This window comes from Cohnella thailandensis, assembly GCF_014212135.1.
Taxonomy (GTDB): domain Bacteria; phylum Bacillota; class Bacilli; order Paenibacillales; family Paenibacillaceae; genus Cohnella; species Cohnella thailandensis.
Map to the genome: position 1 here is coordinate 330,911 of NZ_JACJVQ010000007.1, position 26,083 is coordinate 356,993.

7 protein-coding genes are annotated in these 26,083 nt (G+C 56.7%); all 7 read right to left on the bottom strand.

The window, feature by feature from the left end:
• Positions 1-33: 33 nt before the first annotated feature.
• The 7 genes from H7B67_RS11295 to H7B67_RS11325 all read right to left on the bottom strand — a co-directional run bounded on the left by H7B67_RS11295 (position 34) and on the right by H7B67_RS11325 (position 25,914).
• Positions 34-6,897 carry a cadherin-like beta sandwich domain-containing protein gene (locus H7B67_RS11295; RefSeq protein WP_185119923.1) on the bottom strand — a complete coding sequence of 2,288 codons (6,864 nt, stop codon included), beginning with the start codon at positions 6,895-6,897 and terminating at the stop codon, positions 34-36.
• A 38-nt stretch (positions 6,898-6,935) separates the two neighbouring features.
• Positions 6,936-7,469: a phage tail protein gene (locus H7B67_RS11300; RefSeq protein WP_185119924.1), complete on the bottom strand. Its 534-nt coding sequence runs from the start codon at positions 7,467-7,469 to the stop codon at positions 6,936-6,938.
• An 18-nt stretch (positions 7,470-7,487) separates the two neighbouring features.
• Positions 7,488-7,991 carry a phage tail protein gene (locus tag H7B67_RS11305; protein ID WP_185119925.1) on the bottom strand — a complete coding sequence of 168 codons (504 nt, stop codon included), beginning with the start codon at positions 7,989-7,991 and terminating at the stop codon, positions 7,488-7,490.
• Between the two features lie 48 nt (positions 7,992-8,039).
• The gene (locus tag H7B67_RS11310) at positions 8,040-8,546 is read right to left on the bottom strand and encodes a phage tail protein (protein ID WP_185119926.1); all 507 of its coding nucleotides are present in this window, start codon (positions 8,544-8,546) and stop codon (positions 8,040-8,042) included.
• Positions 8,547-8,723: 177 nt separating this feature from the next.
• Positions 8,724-22,757, bottom strand: coding sequence for an S-layer homology domain-containing protein (locus H7B67_RS11315; RefSeq protein ID WP_185119927.1), 14,034 nt, complete (start codon positions 22,755-22,757; stop codon positions 8,724-8,726).
• Positions 22,758-22,952: 195 nt separating this feature from the next.
• Positions 22,953-24,104 carry a response regulator gene (locus H7B67_RS11320; RefSeq protein ID WP_185119928.1) on the bottom strand — a complete coding sequence of 384 codons (1,152 nt, stop codon included), beginning with the start codon at positions 24,102-24,104 and terminating at the stop codon, positions 22,953-22,955.
• Positions 24,085-25,914: a sensor histidine kinase gene (locus H7B67_RS11325; RefSeq protein ID WP_185119929.1), complete on the bottom strand. Its 1,830-nt coding sequence runs from the start codon at positions 25,912-25,914 to the stop codon at positions 24,085-24,087. Before H7B67_RS11325 ends, H7B67_RS11320 begins: the two co-directional genes overlap by 20 nt.
• Positions 25,915-26,083: the final 169 nt, after the last annotated feature.

The window sequence follows — 26,083 nt, forward strand, 5'->3', positions numbered from 1 at the left end:
GCATCAAAGCTTGCAACGAAGGCCAATCCCTCTCTAGATCAGCCCGGCATTCGCGAGGAATCGTTGCACGACGGCCGCGGTTTCCGCTCGGGTCAGGTTCCTCAGAGGCATGATCCCTGCTTCGTTGCCCGTAATGAGCTGATTCTGAACCGATGCCGCTGCCGCTTGTTTGGCCCAAGCCCCGATTTTCCCATAGTCGGCGTACTTGGATAGAACTGCTTCGGACTCCTCTGCCGATATGTCGGTATTCATTCCGGCCAACTCCATCGCCCGCGATAGGATAACCATGGCTTCCTGCCTCGATATCGTATTCAACGGAAGAAAACGGCCATCCGATGCCCCTTGAATCAGCCCGTATTCTTGCGCGGCACTTACCGCTCCTCTAAACCAATCTCCAGCTCGGACGTCCGCGTAACGAGATGTTTCTCCATCTTCCGGAAGACCGAGGGCTCGAACCACGATTGCGATGAATTCGGCTCGGGTAATCGAAACGTTCGGATTGAAAGCGGAACTCGTCCCCCCGCGAACAATAAGACGGGAAGCTAAGTCGCGGATGGCATCGGCCGCCCAATGACGTGCAATGTCGTCAAACTTGGGAGAAAAACCGACTATCGCATACGTGCTATTCGTTAAGCTGCTTATTATGGCGATGGTTCGGCCATCCTTCTCCTCCAACCGCGTTGGAACGGGCCTAAGGCTGCCATCCGTATTTAACACAACCGCCGTACTGATACGGCTCGAATCCGTGCCATCGGGAATCGGAATTCGGCGTTCCACGAATCGGTTAAACCTCTCTATCTCGATCGTCCGTCCCCGATAAGTTGCGCTCATCGAGAAATCTACCGGAGGCACGAGAAGCCGATAATCGCTTTCGCTAGCCGCTTTCTCCACGAGTTGGGCATTATCCTTATCGCTAATCGAGATTTCAATAGTAAAGACGATATCTGAAACATCGGCCGGTTGACCGAATTCGCTTAATAGCTGTCGGAACGGAATGTCCGCAGCGGGAACGGTATAGGTGCCGATTGGAGCCCGGACCTCCGCCAAGACGTGCTGTTCCGCAAGCTTATACACATCAGAGCCGTTAAAACGAATAGAGACAGCATTGGCTCCTGAGGATACCGGTATCGAAATGGTTCTATCCGGTCCAAGCTGCGTCAAGAGTTGGGTTAGCCGCTCGGAGTCCACATCGTCGGTAAAAACGGTCGATTCGTCATCTTGTTCGACGTCGGTACCGGTGTCGCTATCCGCATCTTGATTCCCTGGAGGGAAGATCGTTCCCGGTCCGGGGCCCGGGTTCGAATCGATAAGACTCCGGATGACGTTTATCGAATAAGTCTGCTCAGTGACGCCATCTTGGGCTACGACGGTCACCGTTATCGTATTCGCTCCCACCTTCAAATCTAAGCTCGCCTGCGAACCGCTAGCCACGACGGCGTTCATCACCTTAACGATTGAAGCAGGATCCGCTGCCGTTGGCTTTATTTTCAATTCGGTTGCAGTGGTGTTGAGGTTATACGAAAAAAACCCGGGAGCAAACGACGGACTTAACCCTTCTGGATCGGTTGCCAGACTGCTAAGATTGGCATTGCTGGAAAAGGCGCGCGTTATGGTTATGTTGTAGGCTTTTTCTGTTCCGTCTTGCGCGGTAATTACGAGCTCGAGCTTATTCGCTCCCACTGCTAATGGTATGGCTTGTGAGATCCCGCTTGTCGCCTCTTCGCCGTTGATCATCAACTTCGACGTTCTGTCCGCAACGGTTGGTGTCAATTCAACGCTGCTTACGCCATTACCGACGCTCAATGAGTACTCCGTCTTCGCTGGATCGAAGGATGGATTCAACGTTCCAACGTTCGTGTCCAATCCGCTTAGATCCGCATTACTAGATTCTGCTCGCGTCACTGTCACAGTGTACGTTTTCTCCGTTCCATCTTGAGCGGTGACGACGATCTTGATCTCGTTAGATCCCACTGCCAACGGCACAGCACTAGCACTTCCACTGGCAACTTTCGCGCCATTTATAGCCACCGTTGCCGTGCTATCCGCAACAGTAGCCGTTAATTCGAGGCTGCTTACGCTATTTCCGACGCTCAATGCGTACTCCGTCTTCGTTGGATCGAAAGTCGGACCTAACGTACCCTTGTCCGTCTCCAACCTGCTTAGACTAGCATTGCTGGATTCTGCTCGCGTCACTGTTACAGTGTACGTTTTCTCCGTGCCGTCCTGCGCAGTGACGAGGATATTGATCTCGTTCGGGCCAACGATTATCGGGTGAGAGAAAGCTATACCACTTGTCGCTTCCTCGCCGTCAATGGTCAACGTTGCCATGCTGTCAGCAACAGTTGCTGTCAATTCGAAGCTACTTACGTTACTTCCGACGCTCAATGCGTACTCCGTCTTCGCTGGATCGAATGATGGATTCAACGTTCCAACGTTCAAGTCCAATCCGCTCAGATCCGCGTTGCTGGATTCTGCTCGCGTCACAATCACAGTGTACGTTTTCTCCGTGCCGTCTTGCGCCTTAACGACGATCTCTACTTCGTTCGGACCAACTGCCAACAGTACAGCTCTTGCCGTTCCGCTCGTCGCATCCTCACCGTCGATCATCAACATTGCCGTGCTGTCAGCGACGGTTGCGTTCAAATTAACGCTGCTTACGCTATTAGCGACACTAACCGCGTACTCCGTTTTCGCCGGATCGAACGATGGGCTCAGCTCTCCTACATCCAACTCCAACCCACTTAGATTCGCATTGCTAGACTCAGCTCGTATAACCGTTACCGTATATGTTTTCTCGGTACCGTCTTGCGCCGTGACGACAATCTCCACTTCATTCGGACCAACTGCCACTGACACAGCTTTTGCGAAACCGCTCGTCACAGCTTCACCGTCAATCGTCAACGTCGCCGTACTATCCGCTACGGTTGCCGTCAACTCGACGCCGCTTACGCTATTGCCAACGCTCACCGCGTACTCCGTCTTCGCCGGATCGAACATCGGACTCAGTTCACCTTCATCCGTCTTCAATCCGCTTAAATCCGCGTTGCTAGATTCTGCTCGCGTAACCGTCACCGAATACGTTTTATCTGTTCCATCTTGTGCCGTGACGACGATCTTGATCTCGTTCAGGCCAACTTCCAATGGTATTGCTTGTGCAGTTCCGCTCGTCGCATCTTCATTGTTGATCGTCAGCGTCGCCGTACTATCAGCAACGGTTGCCGTCAATTCGACGCTGCTTGCGCTATTACCAACGCTCACCTCATACTCCGTCTTCGCCGGATCGAAAGTTGGACTCAACTCACCTTCGTCTAACTCCAATCCGCTCAGATCCGCGTTGCTGGATTCTGCTCGCGTCACTGTTATAGTATACATTTTCTCCGTACCGTCCTGCGCAGTGACGACGATTTTGATCTCGTTCAGGCCAACTTCCAATGGTATTGCTTGTGCGGTTCCGTTCGTCGCTTCTTCATTGTTGATCGTCAGCGTCGCCGTGCTGTCTGCAACGGTTGAGGTCAATTCAACAATGCTTACACTATTACCGACGCTCAAAGCATACTCCGACTTCGCTGGATCGAATGTCGGACTTAACGTTCCCACATCCGTCTCCAATCCTATCAGATACGCGTTACTAGATTCTGCCCGCGTCACTGTTATAGTGTACGTTTTCTCCGTGCTGTTCTGCGCAGTGACGACGATTTCGATCTCGTTCGAACCAACGTTTATCGGGATTGGGAATACCGTTCCGCTTGTCGCTACTTCGTCGTCGACCGTCAACGTCGCCGTGTTATCTGCAGCGGTTGCCGTCAACTCGATGCTACTTACGCTATTACCGACGCTCACTTCATACTCCGTCTTCGCCGGATCGAATGATGGATTCAACGTTCCAACGTTCGTTTCCAATACGCTTAGATCCGCGTTACTGGATTCTGCTCGCGTCACTGTCACAGTGTACGTTAACTCCGTTCCATCTTGTGCCGTGACGACGATCCTGATCTCGTTCGGGCCAACGTTTATCGGGATTGAGAATACCGTTCCGCTTGTCGCATCCTCACCGTCAATCGTCAACGTCGCCGTGTTATCTGCAACGGCTGCCGTCAATTCGACGATGCTTACGCTATTGCCAACGCTCACCGCATACTCCGTCTTCGCCGGATCGAATATCGGACTTAGTTCGCCCACATCCGTCTCCAATCCTATCAGATCCGCGTTACTAGATTCTGCTCGCGTCACTGTCACAGTGTACGTTTTCTCCGTTCCATCTTGTGCCGTGACGATGATCTTGATCTTGTTCGAGCCAACGTTTGTCGGGATTGAGAATGCCGTTCCGCTTGTCGCATCTTCGCCGTTGACCGTCAACGTCGCTGTGTTATCTGCAACGGCTGCCGTCATTTCGACGTTGCTTACGCTATTAGCGACACTAACCTCATACTCCGTCTTCGCCGGATCGAACGTTGGGCTTAACTCGCCTTCGTCCAACTCCAATCCGCTAAGATCCGCGTTGCTGGATTCTACTCGGGTTACCGTCACCGTATATGTTTTCTCCGTGCCGTCTTGTGCGGTGACGACGATTTCGATTTCGTTCGAACCAACGTTTATCGGGATTGGGAATGCCGTTCCACTTATCGCTTCTTCACCGTCAATCGTCAACGTCGCTGTGTTATCCGCAACGGTTGCCGTCAACTCAATGCTACTTACGCTATTACCGACGCTCACCGCGTATTCCGTCTTCGCCGGATCGAAAGTTGGACTCAACTCGCCTTCGTCCAACTCCAATCCGCTCAGATCTGCGTTACTAGATTCCGCTCGCGTCACAGCCACAGTGTACGTTTTCTCCGTGCCGTCTTGTGCAGTGACGACGATTTCGATCTCATTCGAACCAACGTTTATCGGGATTGGGAATGCCGTTCCACTTATCGCTTCTTCACCGTCAATCGTCAACGTCGCTGTGTTATCCGCAACGGTTGCCGTCAACTCAATGCTACTTACGCTATTACCGACGCTCACCGCGTATTCCGTCTTCGCCGGATCGAATGTCGGACTTAACGTTCCCACGTCCGGCTCCAATCCTACCAGATCCGCGTTACTAGATTCTGCTCTCGACACTAACACAGTGTAAGTTTTCTCCGTGCCGTCTTGTGCGGTGACGACGATTTCGATCTCATTCGAACCAACGTTTATCGGGATCGAAAATGCAGTCCCGCTCGTCACAGCTTCACCGTCAATCGTCAACGTCGCTGTGTTATCCGCAACGGTTGCCGTCAACTCAATGCTACTTACGCTATTACCGATGCTCACCGCGTATTCCGTCTTCGCCGGATCGAATGTTGGACTCAACGTTCCCACGTCCGGCTCCAATCCGTTCAGATCCGCGTTGTTGGATTCTGCTCGCGTAACTGTTACCGTATATATTTTCTTGGTACCGTCTTGCGCCGTGACGACAATCTCCACTTCATTCGGACCAACTATCAATGGCACAGCTCTTGAGGAACCACTCGTCACAGCTTCACCGTCAATCGTCAACGTCGCCGTACTATCCGCAACGGTTGCCATCAACTCGACGCCGCTTACGTCATTGCCAACGCTCACCGCGTATTCCGTTTTCGAAGGATCGAACGTTGGGCTCAGCTCGCCTTCATCCAACTCCAATCCGCTTAGATTCGCATTGCTAGACTTGGCTCGCGTAACCGTCAACTTATACGTTTTCTCCGTGCCGTCCTGAGCCGTGACGACAATCTCGATCTCGTTCGCTCCTACTGCCAAGGGCACAGAACTAGTGCTGCCGCCGGGAACCTCCGCGCCTTCGATAGCCACCGACGCCGTGCTGTCCGCAACGGTTGGCTTCATCTCCATGCTGGCAACGCTATTACCGACGCTAACGACGTACTCCGTCTTCGCCGGTTCGAACGCCGGATTCAGCTCTCCCGCGTTCAGCTCCAATCCGCTTAAATCCGCATTGCTAGACTCCGCCCGCGTTATCGTCACGGTATACGTTTTTTTCGTCGTTCCGTTCTCGGCCGTCACTTCGACCGCAATATCATTGACTCCAACGTCCAGCTCCACCGTGGCAGCCGTTCCGTTTGCGACGGCACTCCCATTCACCGTTACGCTTGCCGTACTGTCCGCCAATGTCGGAGTAAGATCAACGCTAGCCACCTCGTTAGCCACCGAAGCCGAATAGCTGGTCGTACCCGCGTTAAAAACGGGAGTGAGCGAAATATTCGATGCAGATAAATCGCTAAGATCGGCATTGGAGCTTTTGATCGAATAGGTGACCGTCAACACGGGGTGGTTAGCCGGACCATACTGTTCGCTATCCGTCGATTCCATGGAATTGAAATTAAAGGAGGCATTGCCCGTCGCGTTGCCGGTCAGCACCAAGCTGACGAGCTTGTCGGCGGCCAAACGGCGCTCCGCAAACCCCGTTACGGGTAACGAGAGCCATTGACCGATGGCTATGTCCCCCGTTTTCTCGCTAAGCTTCTCATCCATGGGGAGCATCGAGGTCCGATTGTCGTCCCAATCGTTCGTGAATGAGCCCCACACGGTTAGCGAATCCGGAGATCCCAGCGCGTCGTTTACGTAAATTTTCAGCTCGGCGCTAGAGATAGAGGCGTTCGTTGGCAGGGAAGACAGATCGAATTTTACGGCTGCCCTAGCTTCTCCGTATTCGGGATCGGAAGAGCTGCCCACCCAATTGCCGGATTTTGCATTGTATACGCCGTCTCCCGCCGGGTAGTTGCCCGATTCGTCTACGTAATAATCGTTTACGATCGGCAATTCCACCGTTACAGGCGCTGTCGCGGCGTGTACTTGGGAAGCTGTCGGAAAAACGGAAACGAGCAAAATAGCGACAAGGAGTACGATGGCCAAACTTTTATTGATTCGATTAGGATACAATGTTGAACCCTCCGCTCGAGCTTGAACGGTCCGCTTCCTTAGCTGTCGGACGGACGCCGAGGAAGCTCGCCTGTAGTCGCGATAATATAATGGATAGCCAGATAGGGCTGCCGATTATTGTGCGGTTCGCTTCCGCCCGCTGCTCCGATCGCCTCGGGGCTCATCCTCAGATCGGACTTCGTCGAATAAATTCCGGGGGCTTTGCGGCCGTCCGTGGACTCGGACCAGACAGCTCCTATAGGATTCTTTAGCAAGGAAGTTCCTGTTCTGCAGCTTGCGGTATGGACATGCGGCGGCATTTGCTCGGGAATCAATGCGACTTTGGCCGATCCGCCCGCCTCTGCGAACGGACGATTGCTTAGTCCCTGTCCTTCGCCGAAATGCATCGGAGCTCTGCCTCTTAAATCGGGCAAGGCAAAGCGAAACGTTCCATCGCCGCCGTATGCCGTGCCGATAACGGAGAATAACTCCGGAAAGTCGCGGATATACAATTCCGATCCGTCGCACAGCTTCCAATCCCTAGGAGCGAACGTGCCCGCGAATATTCGAATTTCGCCAACATATGGATCCATGTTCCAACCCTCTCTTCGTTATGGTCTAGGAGGATAATATCCCGCAATCGCAATGCAGTATTGGTATACAATATAAGGCTGCATGTTATTATGAGGCTGACTTGCCCCGCTCTCTCCAAGCGCGCTTGCCTTCATGAGGCCGTCTTTGATACTCGAATAGGAATTCACAAAAGAGGTGCCCCACGTCTTCCCCTTGGGAGAAGTAGCCGTAGAGGGCGCATCGGAACCCGCGACGGCCCGATGCGAATGTACGGGCATCTCCTCTATCGTCAATCGATGCTTCTCCTCGCCGCCGGCTTGACCGAGGGAGATGTTCGTTCCGGGATGGATGGGAACTCTCCCTTGCAGATCAGGAAGACTAAAGGTGCTCCTTCCATCTCCTCCGTAAGTCGTTCCCAGGATAGAATATAAGGCTCCATGAGTCGCGATCGGCAGCATTTGCCCTTTGCAAGGCAGCCAGCCATTCGGTACGCGGTCAAAAGCAAAAATACGGACTTCGCCGATATACGGTTCAGCAGCCATGTGACAGCCCTCCTAATTTATGCGATGTCGGCAACATTCCAATCTTGATCATGGAAGGTCTCCTTCTATCGCGATAATGAACGATATCGGCAAGTACGGCATCATGTTATCGTGCGGCCGCATGGCGCCTTCTACCGAAATATTGCCCGCGATCATGGCTTCATTGCCCGAATCCGTCGAATACTGAGCTACGGTGCTGACGGCCCAAACCGCGTCCGACGGATTGTTTGTCGTCCCGGGAGCGGAAGACGCATGGACGGCATGCGTATGTTCGGGCAGCTCGAATCGGGACAGAACGACGGATTCCGCTCCTCCGTACCCGCCTAATGAATACTCCTTGCCGAAATCGCCCCACCCTTGGTGAACCGGAACGCGTCCCCTGGAATCCGGAAGGGCGAAGGTCGATTGCCCGTCTCCGCCGAATGTCGTTCCGATTACGCTATACAGAGCGGAATAATCGTTGATCTTAAGCAGCTGCCCCTCGCAGAATAGCCATCCGACCGGCGCGAATTTGCCACCGAACATTCGTACTTCTCCGACTACTTGGTCGCTCATGAACACCCCTCCTATGTGTGTGCCGATGTTATGCGAGCATTCGGCCTGCATTCAATTCCCTATTTTAGCGAAGCAATCTGTCCGCACACTGAAATGAAAGCGCTTCATGTCAGGTATTGTCAAAAAAAGGAGCTGCCCCCGATGATCCATAGGACCAGGGACAGCTCCTTCATACGTTTAAGTCGTTGCATCGACCACTTTAACCGTTAAATTGACGATTTTGTAAAGCCGATTCGCCATATCGTAATATTGCTTGAAGTTCGGAATAAAGCTTGAGGCCGCCTTCACGACCATGAACTTGAGAATGCTGAAGCCGATGACGTCCCGATACACGTCCCACATGGTCTCCGCGACGTCGAGCACGTTGAAGCCGGAGTATGCCAACACCTTCATGGCGGTCATAAGATCGTATTCCCGCTCGGTGTTCAGCAGCTGTTCGGCGACGTTCGTCAGGCTGATATTCGCGTATCGCAGCGTTGTCGCCATGACGATCATCGCGATCTCGTCGTTGTTCAAGATCTTGCGGCTGACCGAGTCCAGATTGTCGTAATACGCCTGTCTCTCCTTCGTCGAGATCTCGCGAAGGATCGAATAGGTGTCGTTCAATCGGTTGTCGTTGGCGTACTGGAGGGCTCCTACCAGTTCGACAAGGGAGAGCAAACCCGAATCCAGCAGCTCTTTGGCGATGCCCTTGGGCGTCCAATCCGCGATCGGGTCCAGGTAATAAATGATCGTCTCCGGATAACAATTCGCGGCCAAGAGGGCTCCCGCCACCTCGCTGATCGACGTGTATCCGCCGTCGTACAGAACTTTGGCGACTTGATAGAAGCCGAAGTTCCGATACTGGACCATAAGCTTCGCGAGCTCGTTCGCGGAGTACCCGGATTGCCTCAAGGCCGCGATCGTTCCCTCGGAGGCCGTATCGAGATCCAGATAACGGAAGTAATCGGTTATCGCATATCCGTTGGCGACGAGATTTCGAACCATGTCGGCATTAGGCAGATCGTTGGCATAATTCATCGCTTCGCGAGCGTTCAAGCCCATTCTCTTGAACTTGGCGGCGAGCGATGAAGGCTTCTCGCCGACGGCGCTTATTCCTCCCATGATATCCGCGACAGTCCAATGGCCGTAATCCTTCATCGCAAGCGCGATTTCTTCGAGCGCAGCATTCGGATTTGCCGTCCTCATGATAGCGATAGCCTTGTAAGCCAGCATCGAATACGGGCTTAGGACGACCATGACATCCGTCGGCGAAGTCGCGCCTAGCCGAGCCAACTGAGTTCCTTGCTCCAGCTCGGTACCTTCGTTGAAGCGACCCGTGTTGTAATAAAGGTAGCGCACTTTCAAAATAGTATCTTTGTCGTAGCCGAGCTGCAGCAGCAGATCGACCAGATAACCCGACGGATTCGCCTCTAACAGTCCGCGTTGATTCAGCTCGGCCGCGATGTCGTAGGCGGTCTTGCCCATGTCCTTCATTCGCTTCAGGTAGGCGAACAACGGATCTTCCCCGAATACTTCCGCGACGGCGGAGCGTACCGTTTCGGCCGGGATCCCTCCGTTCGTCATCGCGTCGGCGACCCCGAGGGCATCCAATCGGAACATGACCTTCAACGCAAGGGCGAGCTGCGCGTTCCCGAATTTGCCTTTCATCGCGTTGACGACCGAGCTTGGCGTATTCCCGTCGCCCGAGATCACTTGCGTGACGTATTGAATGCTGTTGTCGCTGTAATACGCTTTGACGATGGCCAGTCCGAGGTCGGATCCCGGGTAGAACGGAACGAGCGTCTCCGTCGCTTCGTCGGCGCCGAGCTCATACGCGTCCTTCAAGTATTGGACGATGTCCAGAACCGGTACCCCTTGCCCCTTCAAGAACGGAACGGCGCTCTCCTTGGTCGTTATGCCGTACAGGTCCAGAACCTGCTGCAGCGTTCCGGAAGACATGCTGACCGAATCATAGATCTGCGAGACCGTCGTCTCGATGGCGGACGAAGAATATAAACTTAACGAAGTCAGTATCGCCTGCGTCTCCGTAAACGTCTTGCCGTAGCTCTTCTTCATCGTCTCGGCGATGTAAGCCATCCGGAACCCGCTTCCGCTAAGCATTCGGGCAGCCGTGTCCGCCGAATCGAATACCCCCGAGTCCTTGAAGACTTCGATCATCGCTTCGTCGTAGGAGGAGCCGTATACTCCGTTCATGCTGTACAAGACGGCCATTCGGTCTAGGGACGGGTTCGCTAGCAGCATTCCGGCCGCTTGGACGGCCGACTTGCCGTGGAATTCCTTCAGGAATTGAGAGATCTCCGGAACGGAATAGCCCGCGTTCCACAGGTAATCGATCGCCGCGTTTCCATCGGCGATTCCCGCATCCTCCAGCGCCTCTATCGGCGTAAGGGATTCGGAGGCTCCCCCCGATGCCTCTCCGTATGCGTTCCGTACCGTCCATTCGATAAGGGCGCCGTCCTCGAAGCCGAGCGCGGAGAGCGCATCGATCGTAGCCTGCGGGGAATTGCCGTAATACGTCTTCGAGATCTCGGCCACGTCCCTCAGCGAATAGCCCATCGACCTTAGCAGCACGGCCGCGTCGCCGATTCCGGCGATTCCGCTCTCGTCCAGCACGTCTTGAACGCTCTGGGCAATCGGCTTGCCATAAAACTCGGCTACGGCAGCCAAGACGTTCGCCGTCGCGAATTGCTTCGATTCCAGCAACGCGAAGGTCGTTTGCCCCGCGCTCAGCTTATAATAGTCCTTGCCGGCAAGAACGATATCGGACAAAGCGTATTGGAGCTTCAGCATCTCGGGAATGCCGTCCGAGAAATTCGGTTTGCCCATGGCGGTCAGCGTATCGAGCATCGTCTGCGTCATCGTTTGTCCGTATACGTAAGTCGCGGACTGTTGGATCTCTTCCGAAGTGTAAAAGCCGTTCAACGATGCCGCGGCATCTCCTGCGGTCAGATGGTAATATTCCTTGCCGACCCGAACGATGTCGCTCAAGCCGAAGCCCATTCGGCCCAAAAACGCAGCCGCGCTCGCCAACGTATCGAACCCATTGGCCGCCAGGGAATCCACGATGCTTGCTTGTTGGGAAGTTCCATAACCGTCCGCTACGGCGCTAACGACATTCGATTGCGGGTAAAACCCGGAAGCCAGCAGGGCCTTTAACGCTTCCCCGGACGACACCCCGTAGCCGTCCTTCGCGACCTTCACGCTGGTCGCCAGGGAGAACGGGGCGTGGTAGATGAAGGAGATCGCTCCGGCATAGGTGCCCGTTCCCGAGGATACGAGCAACGCGTGGATGACCTTCTCCGCCGGAAGCTCGTAAGCGGCCGCGATCGCCGTCACGAGCACGTTCTCGGTGCCTCCCATATTCCTCTGGCTGAAGGCCGCCGCCGTCTGTCCGACCGACCAGCCGAACCGGTCCTTGAACAGGACGGCCAATTCCTGAATTCCGAAGCCTTCATAGCGCAAATAATCGAGCGCGCTTTCCGCGGTCGCGATCCCGGCCGCTTCCAACGATTCGGCCATCGTCTCCGAGAGATTCTGCCCGTACAAGCCGGCCAGAACGGACACGATCGCTTTCTTGTCGTTCGGATACTTCTTCGCTAGAAGCGCCGACGCCTCCCCGGCCGTCAGACCGTAGTAATCCTTTAAGCTTCCCGCGATATCCCCCATCTTGTAGCCGGCGTACGACAGGAAGTCGATTCCGCTCTCCGGCGTCGTCAAGGACGCCGACTTCAGAAGCTGGCCGATCGTCACCTGCTGCTGGGAATACAGCGATTGCAGCACGCGAATCGTGTCCTTGAGCTGAACGACGCCGTAATAACGATAGGCGATCGTTATCATGGCCTCCAGGATGTCGTCCTGCGAGAATCCGGCATTCATCAGAATCGGTCCGATGGTGCCGGCATCGCGATAGCTCGGATACCGGGCGAGTATCGAATTCATGACGGACGTCGCCGTCCCTCCTTGCGAACGTAGGGTCTGAACCCACAGGTGAATGGGATCGCCCCCGTACGCCCAAGCGACTGCCCGGCCGATCTCTTCGTCATCCTCGTTCGCTCCGGCTACCAGCTTTGCAAGCGCTTCGGCGGAGTCGATGCCGTATACCTCGCGCAGGACGAGTGCGCGATCCGTCAGAGGATAGGGAGCTAATCTAACGACCGTTTCATCGGCCGTAACGGACTTGTTCTTCAGGTAGGAAGCGACGTCGCTGGCCGCGATCCCGTTCTTGCTGAAGGCCTTGATCCAACCGTCCAGATTCAATCGATCGAATTCGGCCGCTATATCTTCGAAGGCATACCCTGAATTCTTAAGGGCCGACAAGACATACGGCGCGGCGGCGTTCCAATCGCGTCCGTTCTTCGTGCTTTGCAGGTCGAAATTCGCGGCGACCACGTCGCGAAGGCCGTAAGCGCCGGACAAGCTCATCGCGGTGGTAAGGTCTTGAATCGTCGCGCCCGAAAACAAATACGGCGCATCCCGGACCACCGTCACCGCCGAACAAGGACAACCGAACTTCGAGAAGCCGCCCGATCCTTCCAGGTCGACGAATTCCTTAAGCGTCAACCCGATTTGGTCCTTGATGGCCCCGGCAATCTCAAGCTTGGCCCAATGATTGCTTGCCGCGCCGGCAAGGGTAACGGCATCCAGCGTTACGTTCGCATCTTGGGCGAATACCGTCTTCAAGGCCGAGATGGCCTCTAGCGCCGACGAGCGGCGGCTATAATCGCTCAGCACGACCGCCATCGCGTCTTCCAGCCCGAACGCCGCTCCGTCTTGAAGCATGGCATCGTATACGCTCTTCAAGGCGTCCGCGGTCGTCATGCCCGCTTGCTTGAACTGCCGGTACACTTCGTAATGGTTGACTCCATTCTTCATGAAGTAGAACATCAGCTTCGCGGGCTCGTATCCACCCGCCAGCATAATCTTATAGATCTTGCTTCGCGTGCTGTAGTTCAAGCTTGAGCTAATTGCGCTTGCCGCTTCGGCGACATCCGCGCCAAATTCCTCTCGCAACAAGGCGGCGCGCTGTTCGTAGGTATATCCGTTCGCCGCGAATTCCTGAAGGATAGCGCTCAGGGAGGTCCCCGAGGACACCCAGATGTCCTTGACGAGCTGGGCAGTGGCCGAATCCGAGGCCCCTTCGCCCTTCATGGCGGTAATGATCACTCCGGCGCCGTCCGCGGCCATGCGTACGGCTTCGCCGACTTCCCGGGCGGAGAAGCCTCTGTCCAGAAGTCCCGAAGCGACGGCTTCGCGCGGATATTCGTTGCGCAGGATCGCGTAGGAATCGGCGGCCGAGAAGCCCGCTCCGAGGAAAACGTCCAACGCTTCGCGATCGTTATCGTAGCTGTACAATTGCGCCAGGGCGGAACCGATCGCGTCGGCGCCGAACCCGGCGCGGGCCAGAAGCTCCGCATTCGTCACCGCATCCTTGCCGAAGAGCGATTGCGCGACCGCCGCGACCTCGCCTGCGGCCAGCCCCCCGGCCGCCAGCGCATGAACCGTATCCGGAATGTCTAATCCGTATGCGGCCCGTACGCCGGACGCGATATCGCTCTGTCTATAAGCCGCGGACTTCATCTGCGAGACCGAGCCGCCGCTCGTCTCGTTATAGCTGGAACGCAGCGCCTGCGCGACCCCATTGGCGCTCGCCCCTGCTTTCTTAAGGACAATTGCCGCTTTCCGGCTCGAGATGGCCATTCTCTGCAGAACGGATCCATACTCGATGGCGGTATAGCCAGCCGCGATCAATTCTTTGACGATCGGAACGGCGTTGCTGCCGACGTTGAGATACAAGCTGCCGTAAGCTTCGTAAATCGTCTGCGAATCGGCATTCATCGAATAGAGCAGCTTGGCCAGTTGGGAGTCGTCCAACTTGTATTCGTTGATGACCGCCCTGAAGAGGACCGCATTCTTGAATCCGCCTTCTTGAAGCTTGCGTGCCGCTTCGGACGGCGTCAAACCGTATTGCCCGCGAAGCACTTGCGCCGGGTAGGATGCCGGGTTCGCGATGTCATCCCTGTAAGCATAGCTCTGGATCATGCCCAGCAGTGTCGCGACGTTCGTCACGTCGACTTCCTCGAAAGGCGCCATGAACGTCTTGTTGACGGCATATACCCTGTTCACGCTGCTGGAAGCTACCGATACGGTCGAATTCTCGTCGATGACCTTGCCTTTCCAAGACAGCACGATTTGCCTGTTGTCGCTTCCGAGCTTGGACAAGACCTCGCTCTGCCATTGCGAATTAATCTTGACCGAGAACACCGATTTCTCGTCCGTCCGATTCAATTGCTTATCGAAGGTAAGAGTAATGCTCTTGCCATCGGGACTAGTTACCGCCGATACCACTTGCGGCGGCGCGCTTGCATTGTTGACGGGCATGTCGGAGCCGAACTCGTAGCCCGGCTTGCTGAGCTTAAGCGTGAAGTCTTTATTGTAGGACAAGGCCGCTTCGATCACATACGTGAGGCCATCGTCAATGGCGGTGACCTTGCCAACGAAATCTCTACCGCTCGCCGCTTCGATCAGCTTCACGTCCATGCCGGGCACCGGACTCGACAAGCTTACCGTCAATCCGCCTTCGTGAATGGCGGCTATCTTGGCGTCGACCCGATAAGGAACATAAACGCTCTTCGCCGCTCCGAAGTCGTACGTATGCTTGTTAATGCGCAGCGAGTATGTCGCGCCTTGCGCCAGCGCCGCTTGAATGATGAACGTTCCGGCCGTCTCTCCTGCGACGACCCCGCTCACGCGAACCGGATCCCCATCCGCAGTCAGAAGCTCCACGTCCGTCGGCAGAAGCTCGATCTCCGTCCGGCTTAACGCGACCGTTATTCCGCTGTCGGAGACTCCCTTCACCGCGCTGCTCGCATAGATCGGCATGACGAATTCGACCGGAGCCTCGAAAGCGCGATTCGTTCCTTCGATCGTTAAAGAGTAAACGACTCCGTAGGCAAGCTCGACTTGAGCCATGTAACGGGCATTGTCGGAGCCTAGAACGGCGACCCATCTTATCGGGTTAACCGTTCCGTCGTCACTGACAAGCTTCGTTGGAATATCCTTCAGATTCGGTACCGGCTCGCTGAAGGCAGCGTCGAAACCGGTAGGACCGATGCCCGAGAGGGTCACTCCGATCATTCTCTTCGCCTCGAACGTCAGGGCCGAGCCAAAATCAACCTGAGGCGACGAAATCGCGAGCGAGTATGTCTCCCCGCCGATCAGCGCGGCATTCGCTTTATAGGTCTGCCCGCCATTAGAAGCGGTCAGGGAGTCGATCGCGACGGCGCTGCCTTTGCTGTCCTTAAGCGAGAGATTGGCAGCCGTCAGATTCTTGACCGCATGAGCCAAGCTCAGCGTGAAGCCCGTCTGCATCGCGTTCTGAACGGCGGCCGATGCCGGCTCCTTCACGTAGAAGGCAAGCCCCGCGCCGAAGTCGAATCCGCTTGCGGCAATGCTCAGGCTGTACGTATGGTCATAAGGCAGCTCCGCCTCAAGGACATAGCCCGAGCTGCCGTCAATCGGCGTCGCCGAATCGATCGGGATGCTCTGTCCATGCTCGTCGATCAGCTTAAAGTTGCTTGCGGACAGAGGGATCGCCATATTGGCGAACTTCAGCGTTAGGCCGCCGGTCGATACTCCTTCATAGGTAAAGCTGACGGGAACCGGCGCTGTCGCGGAAGCGGCAGAACCGAATTCGTAGCCCGCAGCCGTCACGGTCAAGGAATAGGTCGCGCCCGGAGTCAGCTCGGCGCTGATCCTGTACGCTTTGCCGTCGTTTAACTCCTCTACGGCTTGAATTGAGACGGGCTGGTTGGAAGCATTCCGAATCGAGAAATTACCCGAAGCAAGGCCCGCGATTCCAGGATTCAGCAAGATCGTCATTCCCGTCTCGTCGATCGTCGCCATTTCGGTCGTTACGGCTCTAGCCAGCTCGGCCGCTAGCGCCTCGTTGCCGAAGTCGTAGCCTGCATGGCGAGGAACGATCGTATAGGTCTCTCCTCCGGAGAACGCTCCCGTTAACCGATAGGATTGCCCGCCGTCGAAGGATTCCGCGGACGTCAACGCAAGCGAGCGCCCGCCGCTATCCTTCACGATGAAGTCGGCTGCGGTAAGACCCAAGACGGACGGATTCAATCCGACGTCGACGTAGTTGGCCCCCGTTCTCAGCACCGCCGGGCTCACGATAATCGGTACCAGGATTCGCACGGCCTCGCCGAAATCATACCCGTTCTTGGACGGAAGCACCGTTACCGTCTCGGAGCCCCAGAAGCTGGATTCGATGCGGTAAGTGTAGCCGTTATCCTCGGTCGTCGCGTCAAGCACCGGCAACGGAGCTCGTTGTCCGAATCTTGAGATCGTGAAGTCGCTCGGCTTAAGGTCCGGCACGGCTTTATCGAAGCTTAGGGTGAACGCGTTGTTGTTGCCGCTCTCCATCCCCTCGAACGTCGTCTTGACGCTTTTAACGGATATAGGAATGTCTCCGCCGAAGTCGTACCCGATCTTATCGAACTTAAGCGTATAGTTTTTGTCCGCTTCCAGCGTCACATCCACGGCAAAGGAGAGCCCGCCGTCCGTAGAGTAGAAGGAACGAATCTTGACCTCTTGCCCGTCCTCGTCTATCAACCGAACGTCGTTGTCGTACATGTAGATCGGCGCGTCGAAAATCAAGCGGAAGCCCTTCAGCGTCAGCCGGTCGACCGACGCTCCGTTCGTGTTCAGCGAAATCGACGTATTGGACGAGAACTTGAACGTATGCGGCCCTTTGTCCGCGATGGCGACCTTGTACTTCTTGCCGCTGACCAGCTGCGCCTTCGCATAGTAAGTCCATCCGGAGTCCGCCGTCTGCAAATCCGTGACCGTCGCCGTTCCTCCTTGGTCGTCCGTCACCGTGAAGTCCGACGGCTCCAGTCCTTCCACCCCGGGCCACAAGAGCAGTTTAAACCCGTTCTGGGAGCCGAAGACGAAGGCGGCTATTTCGATCTTAAATCCGACGGTCAGCGGCGCGAACGTATAGTCGGGATGAATCACCTTGAGCGTATACTTCCGGTTGATGTCGAAGGTGCCCGTCAGAGCATAGGACCCGAGGGAGTTCCCGTTCTCCGTTACCGTGACGGCTGCCTTCTGCCCTTGGCCGTCGTACAGCGCGAATTGATCCGCCTCCAGCCCGGCAACGCCGACATCGACGATGATTTGCGTCTCCGTCGTGCTGACCAGTTTAAGCGTCCTGTCCGCGGGAACCGTAAACCGGATAGGTGCGGCCAGCTTAAATTCCTCTCGCGCCAGATCCATCGTGTAATCGTTGCCCGGATACATCGCTTTAAAGGCAACCTGGTAGCTGAGCCCGCCATCCGACGTCTTAAGCATGTAGAGATCCGGATGGAATTCATTCCCTCCCTGGGCGAGCACAAGCTGCAAAAGCTGCAGATCCGGCACCTTGGAGCTGAACGTCACCTTCATGCCAGCCGTCGAGATGTCGCTGAGGGCGGCGGTGACGAGCTTGGACACGACGAACGCGACCGGCTCGACGCTCATCTTCAAGTCGTTCGGCTTGTATTGCAAAGTATACTTCTTGCCTGCCGTTAATGCGGCGGCAATCGTATAGGAAGATCCTCCGTCCGCCGTCGCGGCCGAGGACACGACGTAGGTCTCGCCGGTCGAGCTCTTGATGGCGAAGTTCGCCTTGGTCAGCCCGCCGACCGGAACGTCGAACCGAATCTTCAGTCCGGATGCCGTCGCATCCGTAACGGCAAGCACGCCCGGAACCGTGAAGCTGACCGGCTCCATGGAATAGAGCTCGTGATCGAGCCGGATCGTATAGTCGACGCCTGGCTTCAGGACGTTATTCGGCACCCGAATCTGATAGCTTGCGCCATGATCCGAAGACTCGAAGTAATTCGGCGTATAGACTTGCCCGTCCGGATCCGTAATGGACAGACCTAGATAATTCTCGATCTCGGGGAAGGCCCGGTCGAACGTCAAGGTTAGCTTCCCGGCCCTCGTAACGTCCGTTACGGTCCCTTTGATGACGGGCTTCACCGTCACCGCGATCGGAGAATCAAACTCGATGTAGTCCTTCTGCAGCGAAACCGCGTAAGTCGCGCCCGTGGCCAACGTCACGCTGACCCGGTAAGTCGACCCGTTGTCGCTCGTCGTCAGCTTGACCCCGCCAAGCTTAATGTTCTGAGCATCCCGGATATCGAGATCGGCCGGAAGCAAGCCGGGCACGGCGTTCTCGAACGCGAGCGTGAAGCCCGCAGTCGATACGCTCGAGACCGTAGTCGCGCCCGCGTTCGTCGTCTCGCCGACTTGGAACGCGACTCCGTCTTCCGGCAGGTGACCGGCCAGCTTCAACCTGTAATTGCCTGCCGTTAAACTCGCCGTAAGACGGTAGGTGCTTCCTTGATCGTCCGTAACCGCCGAAACGATGCTCACCGGCTCGCCCGAATCGGCATTCGTCAAGTCGAAGCTATTCTCGTCCAGATCGGCGACCGCATAGTTCAGCTTGGCCGTCAGCCCCTTGCTCGTCGCCTGATCGACGGACAGGGTCGCGATCAGGGGAACGTCGACGTAGAAACCGTTCGAGTCGAGATCGGCATCGACATTCAGGAAGTACCCCCCTGGCGCCAACCGGGCGTTGATCCGATAAGTCCCGCCTATCCCATCGACGTTGTCGACCGACTGGATCGGAACCGATTCGCCGGAGACCTTCGTCAGGTGGAACCCGTACTGCGTATTGATCAGTACGGGGGGAACGAGCGCCAGCGTGAACCCTGTGTAGGAAATCTCTCCGATATCGGTCTGGCTGTAGACGTGAATCATCTTCGGAGCGCCGAAGTCGTAGCCGTCGGCGTGCACGGATACCCAATAATCGTTGCCGCCGGAGCCGTTGAAGGAAACGATGTACAACCGGTAGTTGTTGTCGTAATACGCGTCGAGAATCTCGACATCGTTGCCCGACGCATCCTTCGCCGAGAAGTTATCCTTCGTCAGATTCGCCACGTACGGATTCAATCCGGCCATGAACTGCGTCGGGATATGCCCGGCGCCCCACAGGTTCAGAGTCGGATTTACGAGCGTCGCCGGCTCCCCGAAATCATAGCCGTCCGCTTCGATGCCCAGCTTGAACGGGGTGCCGCCCGAATTCAGTCCCGACGTCGCGAGCGAATACGTGCTTCCGCCGTCGGCCGTCGAGACCGTATCGAGAACGACTTCGCCTCCCGCGGAATCCGTCAGCCGGAACGAAGCCGCGGTTAATCCCGGCACCGGCCGCTCCATATGAACGGCAAGCCCGGTATAAGAACCCGCATAGCCTTCGAAAGTCGTGTATTTCCCCATAGATACGGCCTCGGGAACCTCGATCGCGCCTTCCGCTTGTTTGGCTTCTTCCGTCTCGAACCGATAAGCGTAGCTTCCCGGCGCGGCCAAATCGGCCGTTGCGACGACAGACATGCCGTTCGCCGCCAACTGGAAGCCATGGATATCGACGGCGCGTCCGTCCGGATCCGTCAGGACGAACTCATCGGAAGTTAACCCGAATACCGGCACGGCGAACGTCAGCTTAAAGCCGCCGTGCGTAACCCAATCGACCGTCGCCGGAACCGCTTCGGGCTGTACCCGAACCGAGGCCGGCTCGCTGAAGACGTATCCTTCTTTGTTCAGGGATAAAGAGTATTCCCGATTCTTATCGAGCGATGCCCATACCTCGTATTGCTTGCCGACGACAACGGCGCTGAGCATGTCGATGCTGATGGCCTGTCCTCCGGCGTCAGCTAGGTCAAAGTTCAACGCGTCCAGATCGGTTACCGTCTTGTCCATCGACAGAAGGAATCCGTTCACCGAGACGTTGCTGGCGACCGGCGTCACGACGATGGCTTCCTCGGCCGGAACCGAGAAGGTCGATGCCGCGCCGAAGCTATAGCCTGGTTTAACAATCGCGAGCGTGTAGACGATTCCCGCCTCCAACGAGGCGGAAATCGCGTACGAGGCTCCTCCCGCTTCCTCCGCGACGTCGGTGATCCCCACGATGGCTCCGCTGTCGTTCGCAAGCTTGAAGTTGTCCCCGGTTAATCCCGCTACCGGAGAACGGAACGACAGCTTAAAGCCGTTCTCGCCGATCTCGTACACCGTCGTCGTCACCGAGACGACTTCCGGATCGGTTACGGGCACGAATACGGAGATCGGACTGCCGAATCGGTATCCGCTGTTCGCGATCGTCAGGGAATAAGTCGCGCCTTCCTCTAGAGCGGCCGATAAAACGTAGGTCGAACCGTTATCGGTCGTCGCGGCATCCGTAACCGCAGCGGCGCCTCCCTCGGCACCTATCCTCGCAAGGGCAAAACTCGCCGCCGACAGTCCCGGAACCGCCGGGTTAAGCGTAACTAGAAAGCCCGCTTCCCCAATCTCTTGAACGTTCGCCGTTACCGCGACCTCTTGAGGAGGAGTAACCGGCACGCTGAAGCGGACTCCGTTGCCGAAGCTGTATCCGATCAGGGACAAGCGAACCGTGTAGGTCTCGCCCTCCTGCAAAGAAGCGACGACCCGGTACGCGCTGCCGTTCGTCAGAGTCGCGGCCGAAGCGACCGTCACCGCTTCGCCGGAAGAATTCGTCAGGGCGATCGCGGACGCGGTCAATCCCGGAACGGCGGGGCTCAGAGTCAAGCGGAACCCGCTTGCGCTCGCTTCGCCTGCCGTGACGTTTACGCTCGTAGGCTCAGGATCCGGCTCCTCTCCGCCCGAGCCTCCGTCGCCGCCGCCCGAGCCATCCCCGCCGCCGCTTCCGGAACCCCCTCCCCCGCTTCCCGATCCGCTCCCTCCGCCGGCCGAGCCGCTAGAGGAACCGCCGCTTCCTCCCGCCCGATCCGTCTTCTCTACGACGGACGGCTGGGTATCGAACGCGATGTTCGGCGCGTCCAGCAGGGCTTTGACGATCTCGCCGCTTCCTTTCACGCTGGTCGTTCCGTGAAGCTCCATGCTTTCAACCCGCACGCCTTCATTCAAGGCGATCGCCGAGGAGTTGACGCCCTCCTTCACGACCAACCGCTCGATCGCCCCTGAGCGTACGGTTAGCTGAACGTCGCCCGCAATTTCGACCTGACGGAACTTCCCGGATAGACTCACTTCCCCCGAGGCAGAAATCGTGATGCCCTCGATCCCGCTTGCAGCGGCGCCGTTCGATTCGATGCTCGCGTCCGACTGAACCTCCATCCGCTCGATGACCGTCGTACCGCCGACCACGACCCGAATCCGGCCGTCTTTCTTCTCGATGACGACGGTCCCGAGATCGGAGTCGTCGATATGCACGCTGTTCTCTCCGCCTCCGTTAAGAACCGTGCGCCCGTTCACCGTCACGCGGTCTAGGAAGACGTCTCCTTCTCCGACGGCTTCGCCAACCGTTAAATTCCCTTTAACGTTTACATTCCGCAACGATACTCCGGGAACGTCGATGAGAACATCCCCCGCGACCGTAAACGTACCCGTTGCCGGTCCATAAGTTCCCGGTTCCGTCAGCTTAAGCGCGGAAGGGACAATCCCCCCGTCGGTGCCCGGAACGGAGTCCTTGCGAATCCGATCCAGAAGCACGACGGCCTCCGCGCGCGTAAGCTTCTGCCCCGGACGAACCGTCCGATCGGCGGAGCCCTTCACGTAGCCGCTCTCGATCAATGCTCCGAGCGAAGCGCGGCCATAGGCCGGGACGCTGTCCCGGTCCCGGAACGCGCCAAGCGCATTCGCCCCGTCTCTCTCGAGCACCGGAACGAGCTTCGCCAGCATGACGGCGGCTTCCGCGCGGGAGAGAGCTTGGTTCGGCCGAAAGGTTCCGTCCGGGAACCCGTTGATGTAGCCCGCCAGGACGGCAGCCTTTACCTGAGAAGCGAACCACGCGTTATCCGGCACGTCCGCAAAAGCGGCATCGGCCGCTCCCGAATAGGCAAATAGCCGATTCGCCAGCGCCACGAATTCGATACGGCTAACGGTCTGATCGGGCCGAAGGCTGCCGTCCGGGAACCCGTTGATGAGCCCCAATCGCTGCCATTCCGCCATCGTCTCCTCCGCCCAATGGCCGGCAATATCGCGTGTAGCCGCGGCGGAACCGGCTGCCGACGCGACTCTGTTCCCCATGCCAATACCCGGCTGAACAAGCCCGCAAATCAAGCTGGCCACCAGCGTCCAAACGAGCGCGGCCTTACCTTTGAATCCGAATGCCCTTCTCCTCATACGACGATCCCCTTCCTTGACTCGGCCTTGATCCGACCATCTATCGGACTACCTTGGAAAAAGTAGACAGATTGCGAGCGTCCAAAATCAAGTGTAGGGATGCCGAATAAAAGAATAATGAAAGAAAAGGACAAAAAATGACGAAAAACCGCATAGCATCAAGGCTAAGCGGTCCTTTTCCCCTATCGGATTTATTTATTTGGCGCTGTCGGTCAGCCCGCTTACGAGGGAATCGTACAGCAGAAGCAGCTCCTTGGAAGGCTTAATGCCCAGCTCTTTGTTGAGCAGCTTCACGTAGTCGGTGTATTGGGCGGTCAATCCCTTCTTGTCCCTGCTCTTCCCGTGCTTCTTCATAAGCAGGCCGACGACGGCTTCGTCCAACGGGTCTCGGGCGTGCAGCTTCGCGAGAAGCTTCGACGCGGCCGCGAGATCGGGAAGCTCGAGGAGAACCTCGACGGCCTCCAGAACGAAAGCCGTATAGAGGGCGGCAAGCCTCTCTCTCTCCTGAATCGCCCAAACGTAGGATTTGCTCCCGAACAGTTCCCCCGTATAGGCCTTTTCCACTTCCGCCGCTTCTTCCGCGTTGCCAGCGTGAAGCTTCCCGAGAATCGCCGTCCGGCGCTCGAATTCCTCGTAATCGACGAAGGCATGCTCAAGCTCCAGGGCATAGCCGTCGTTCTCCGAGCGGACCGCTTCCCTCAGGCCGATCGGCTCGAGGGATTTGCGCAGCTGATAGACGGTCGTATTCAAATATTTCTCCGCGTTCGAGCCGATCATTCCCGCGAAAATATCCCCGAGCAGACGCTGCCGGGAGATCCATCTGCCTCGGTGCAGCAGCAGGTAGGCGAAGAGCTCGGCGCTTTTGCTGGAGATCCACTTCGCTCTTCCCTTGTCGCTCCGTACGGAGAAGTCCCCGAGAGTAGCGATGTACGCCCGGTTATGAATCGCGGCCGATAACTCCTCCGTTGGAAGGCTTAGCGCCGGCTTTCGGCTTTTTAACGCGCGATGAACCGTTCTCTCCAGACGCTCATGGGTAACCGGCTTGATCAGATAATCGAGCGCATACAGCTCGAACGCTTCCAAAGCGTAATCCTTATGAGAGGTGACGAACACGATCTGCGGCCTGATCCTCTCATCTTCCAGCCTGGCTGCGAATTCCAATCCGCTTCCCCCCGGCATCGAGATGTCCACGAACGCGAGCTCGACGTCCTTGTTCTCCATGAGGAACGCGGAAGCCGCTTGCGAATCCGAGAACGTTCCCGCCACTTCGATCTCCGGGTGCTTCTCGAGCATCTTCCTCATGATCAAATGCATCACCGGTTCATCGTCAACCAGCATGACTTTCATTCGTTTGCACCGCCAATCTGTCGCCGATTGCCGTTCCCCCGCGGCTAGCGGAGCCTTTCAGCGTAAAATAGAACTTCGTTCCGAGTCCGGGCTCGCTCTCGAACCACAAGCTTCCGCCATGCATCCGGAGGAATTCGCGGGTCAGGACGAGGCCGAACCGCATCTCTCCCCCGTCCTCTCCGCTGGCGAAGCCCGGTTCCTTAAAGTAAAGCTCGTCGTGCCTGAGAAGCTTCGCCGTCTCTTCGTCGATCCCGCTCCCGTTGTCGCTTACGGACACGGTAACGCGGTCCCCTCCGGCGACGACGCTCACCTCGATCCGTCCGCCGATACCGGTATGCTTGATGGCGTTAGCCAACAGGTTTCGGAAAATCAAATCGAGCATCTCTTTGTCCGCGTACACCGTTATTTTCTCATCGACATGTTCGGTCAGCGTTATGCTCTTCATGGCGGCTCTTGCGCCGGCCAAAGCCATCGCTTGGCGAACGACCTGCTGCAGGTTCCAGTCGAGCGGCCGAAAGGCGATTTGCCCGTTCTGGCTGCGATACCAATCTAGCAGATTGTCTACGAGATGGTAGGTTCCCCGGACCTGCCGCTTGATCTCCGGAAGCACCTCGTTCTTCGTCGAATCAGGCTCCGAGGGTTCCGCCTCCAGCAGCTCCGTCAAGCTGACGAGAAGCGCGATGGGATCGCGGATGTCGTGGGCCATCACCGTGAACAGCTTGTCCTTGAACGCGTTGAGCTGCGTCAGCTGCTGGGATTTCTCTCGCAGTCTCTCTTCGTTCTCCTTCAGTTCCGTAACATCGCTGAGCATGATCATTTTCCCGATGGGGGTCGTCCCTGTATCGTAAATGTGAGTGATGCTGCATATAAAGTGCCTTGTCCGATCGTCTGCCACCCGTTCAAGGGGGAACCGCGCGTCCCGGTAGATCGGCTCTTCCAACCTCTTCAGCAGCTCGGGGCTCGCGGACAGAACGTCTCGGGCGGGGATAGACGGGTCTCTCATCCGCGCCAGTTCGGGGTAAACCTCGACGGCCGCTCCGTTGCGGCTCACGATCTGATTCTCGTAATCGAGCAGAATGACGCCATCCCGGATCGTATCGAACATCTTCGCATAAGCGAGTGGCGTCAAACGAAGCAGCCGGAAGCGGAAAATTCCCCAGGCGTACATCAAGCCCGAGAAAGCGAAGCCGAGCGGGGTAAAATCGATCTCCTTGTTGAACATGTAGGCGACGTTGAACAGAATCGGACCGGCCGCGCCCACGACGAGGATGACGATCTGCTTTCTTACGATAGGAACGGCTCTTAGGTACATGGGAAGGAACAGAAGGATGCCGAATATCAGAATCGTATAGTTATAAACGGCGTGTACCGAATACCAGGGGCCTTTGATCGTGTTGTACAAAGGAACCGTTCCGTCCGCGTTCGGCACGAATTCCTTGTATATCAAGTGGTGCCAGTCGTTCGTCAGGTGAAGGAGGAAGGTAGCCATGGGGATGAGGAAAAGCCCGACCGCCAGCCGCTTCCGGTACGAAGCCGCGAATCCGGTAAATTGAAAAACGAGCAGAAGCCAGAACGCGGAGACGAAGGGAATGCCCAAGTATTCGAGCTTGTAGCTCAGCTTCACTCCGGTCAGGCTGCCGCTCATGATCTCGAACTCGTAGCCGAGCGCGTAGCAGGACGCCGCCAGCATCATCGCGATCATCGTTCGGGCCATCGGGTGCTGCCGCTTCAGGTAAGAGAGGAACGAGACGAACAGCATCAGGGCCGTTGCCAGGCAGAGCAGTATCGACATCCATTGCCTCGTATCCATGGCCCCGCTCCCTTCTCCCGTCTATTATTCGATTATTCGACTATTCGACAGCTTTTGGCAAAATCCTTCGACATCCGAATAATTCCCGTGCTTGCGCAAAGCGCGAAGCCCTCTTTTCCAGAACTGATAGGCGGTCCGGACGCTCCCGGCAGCCACGGCAGGCGACCAG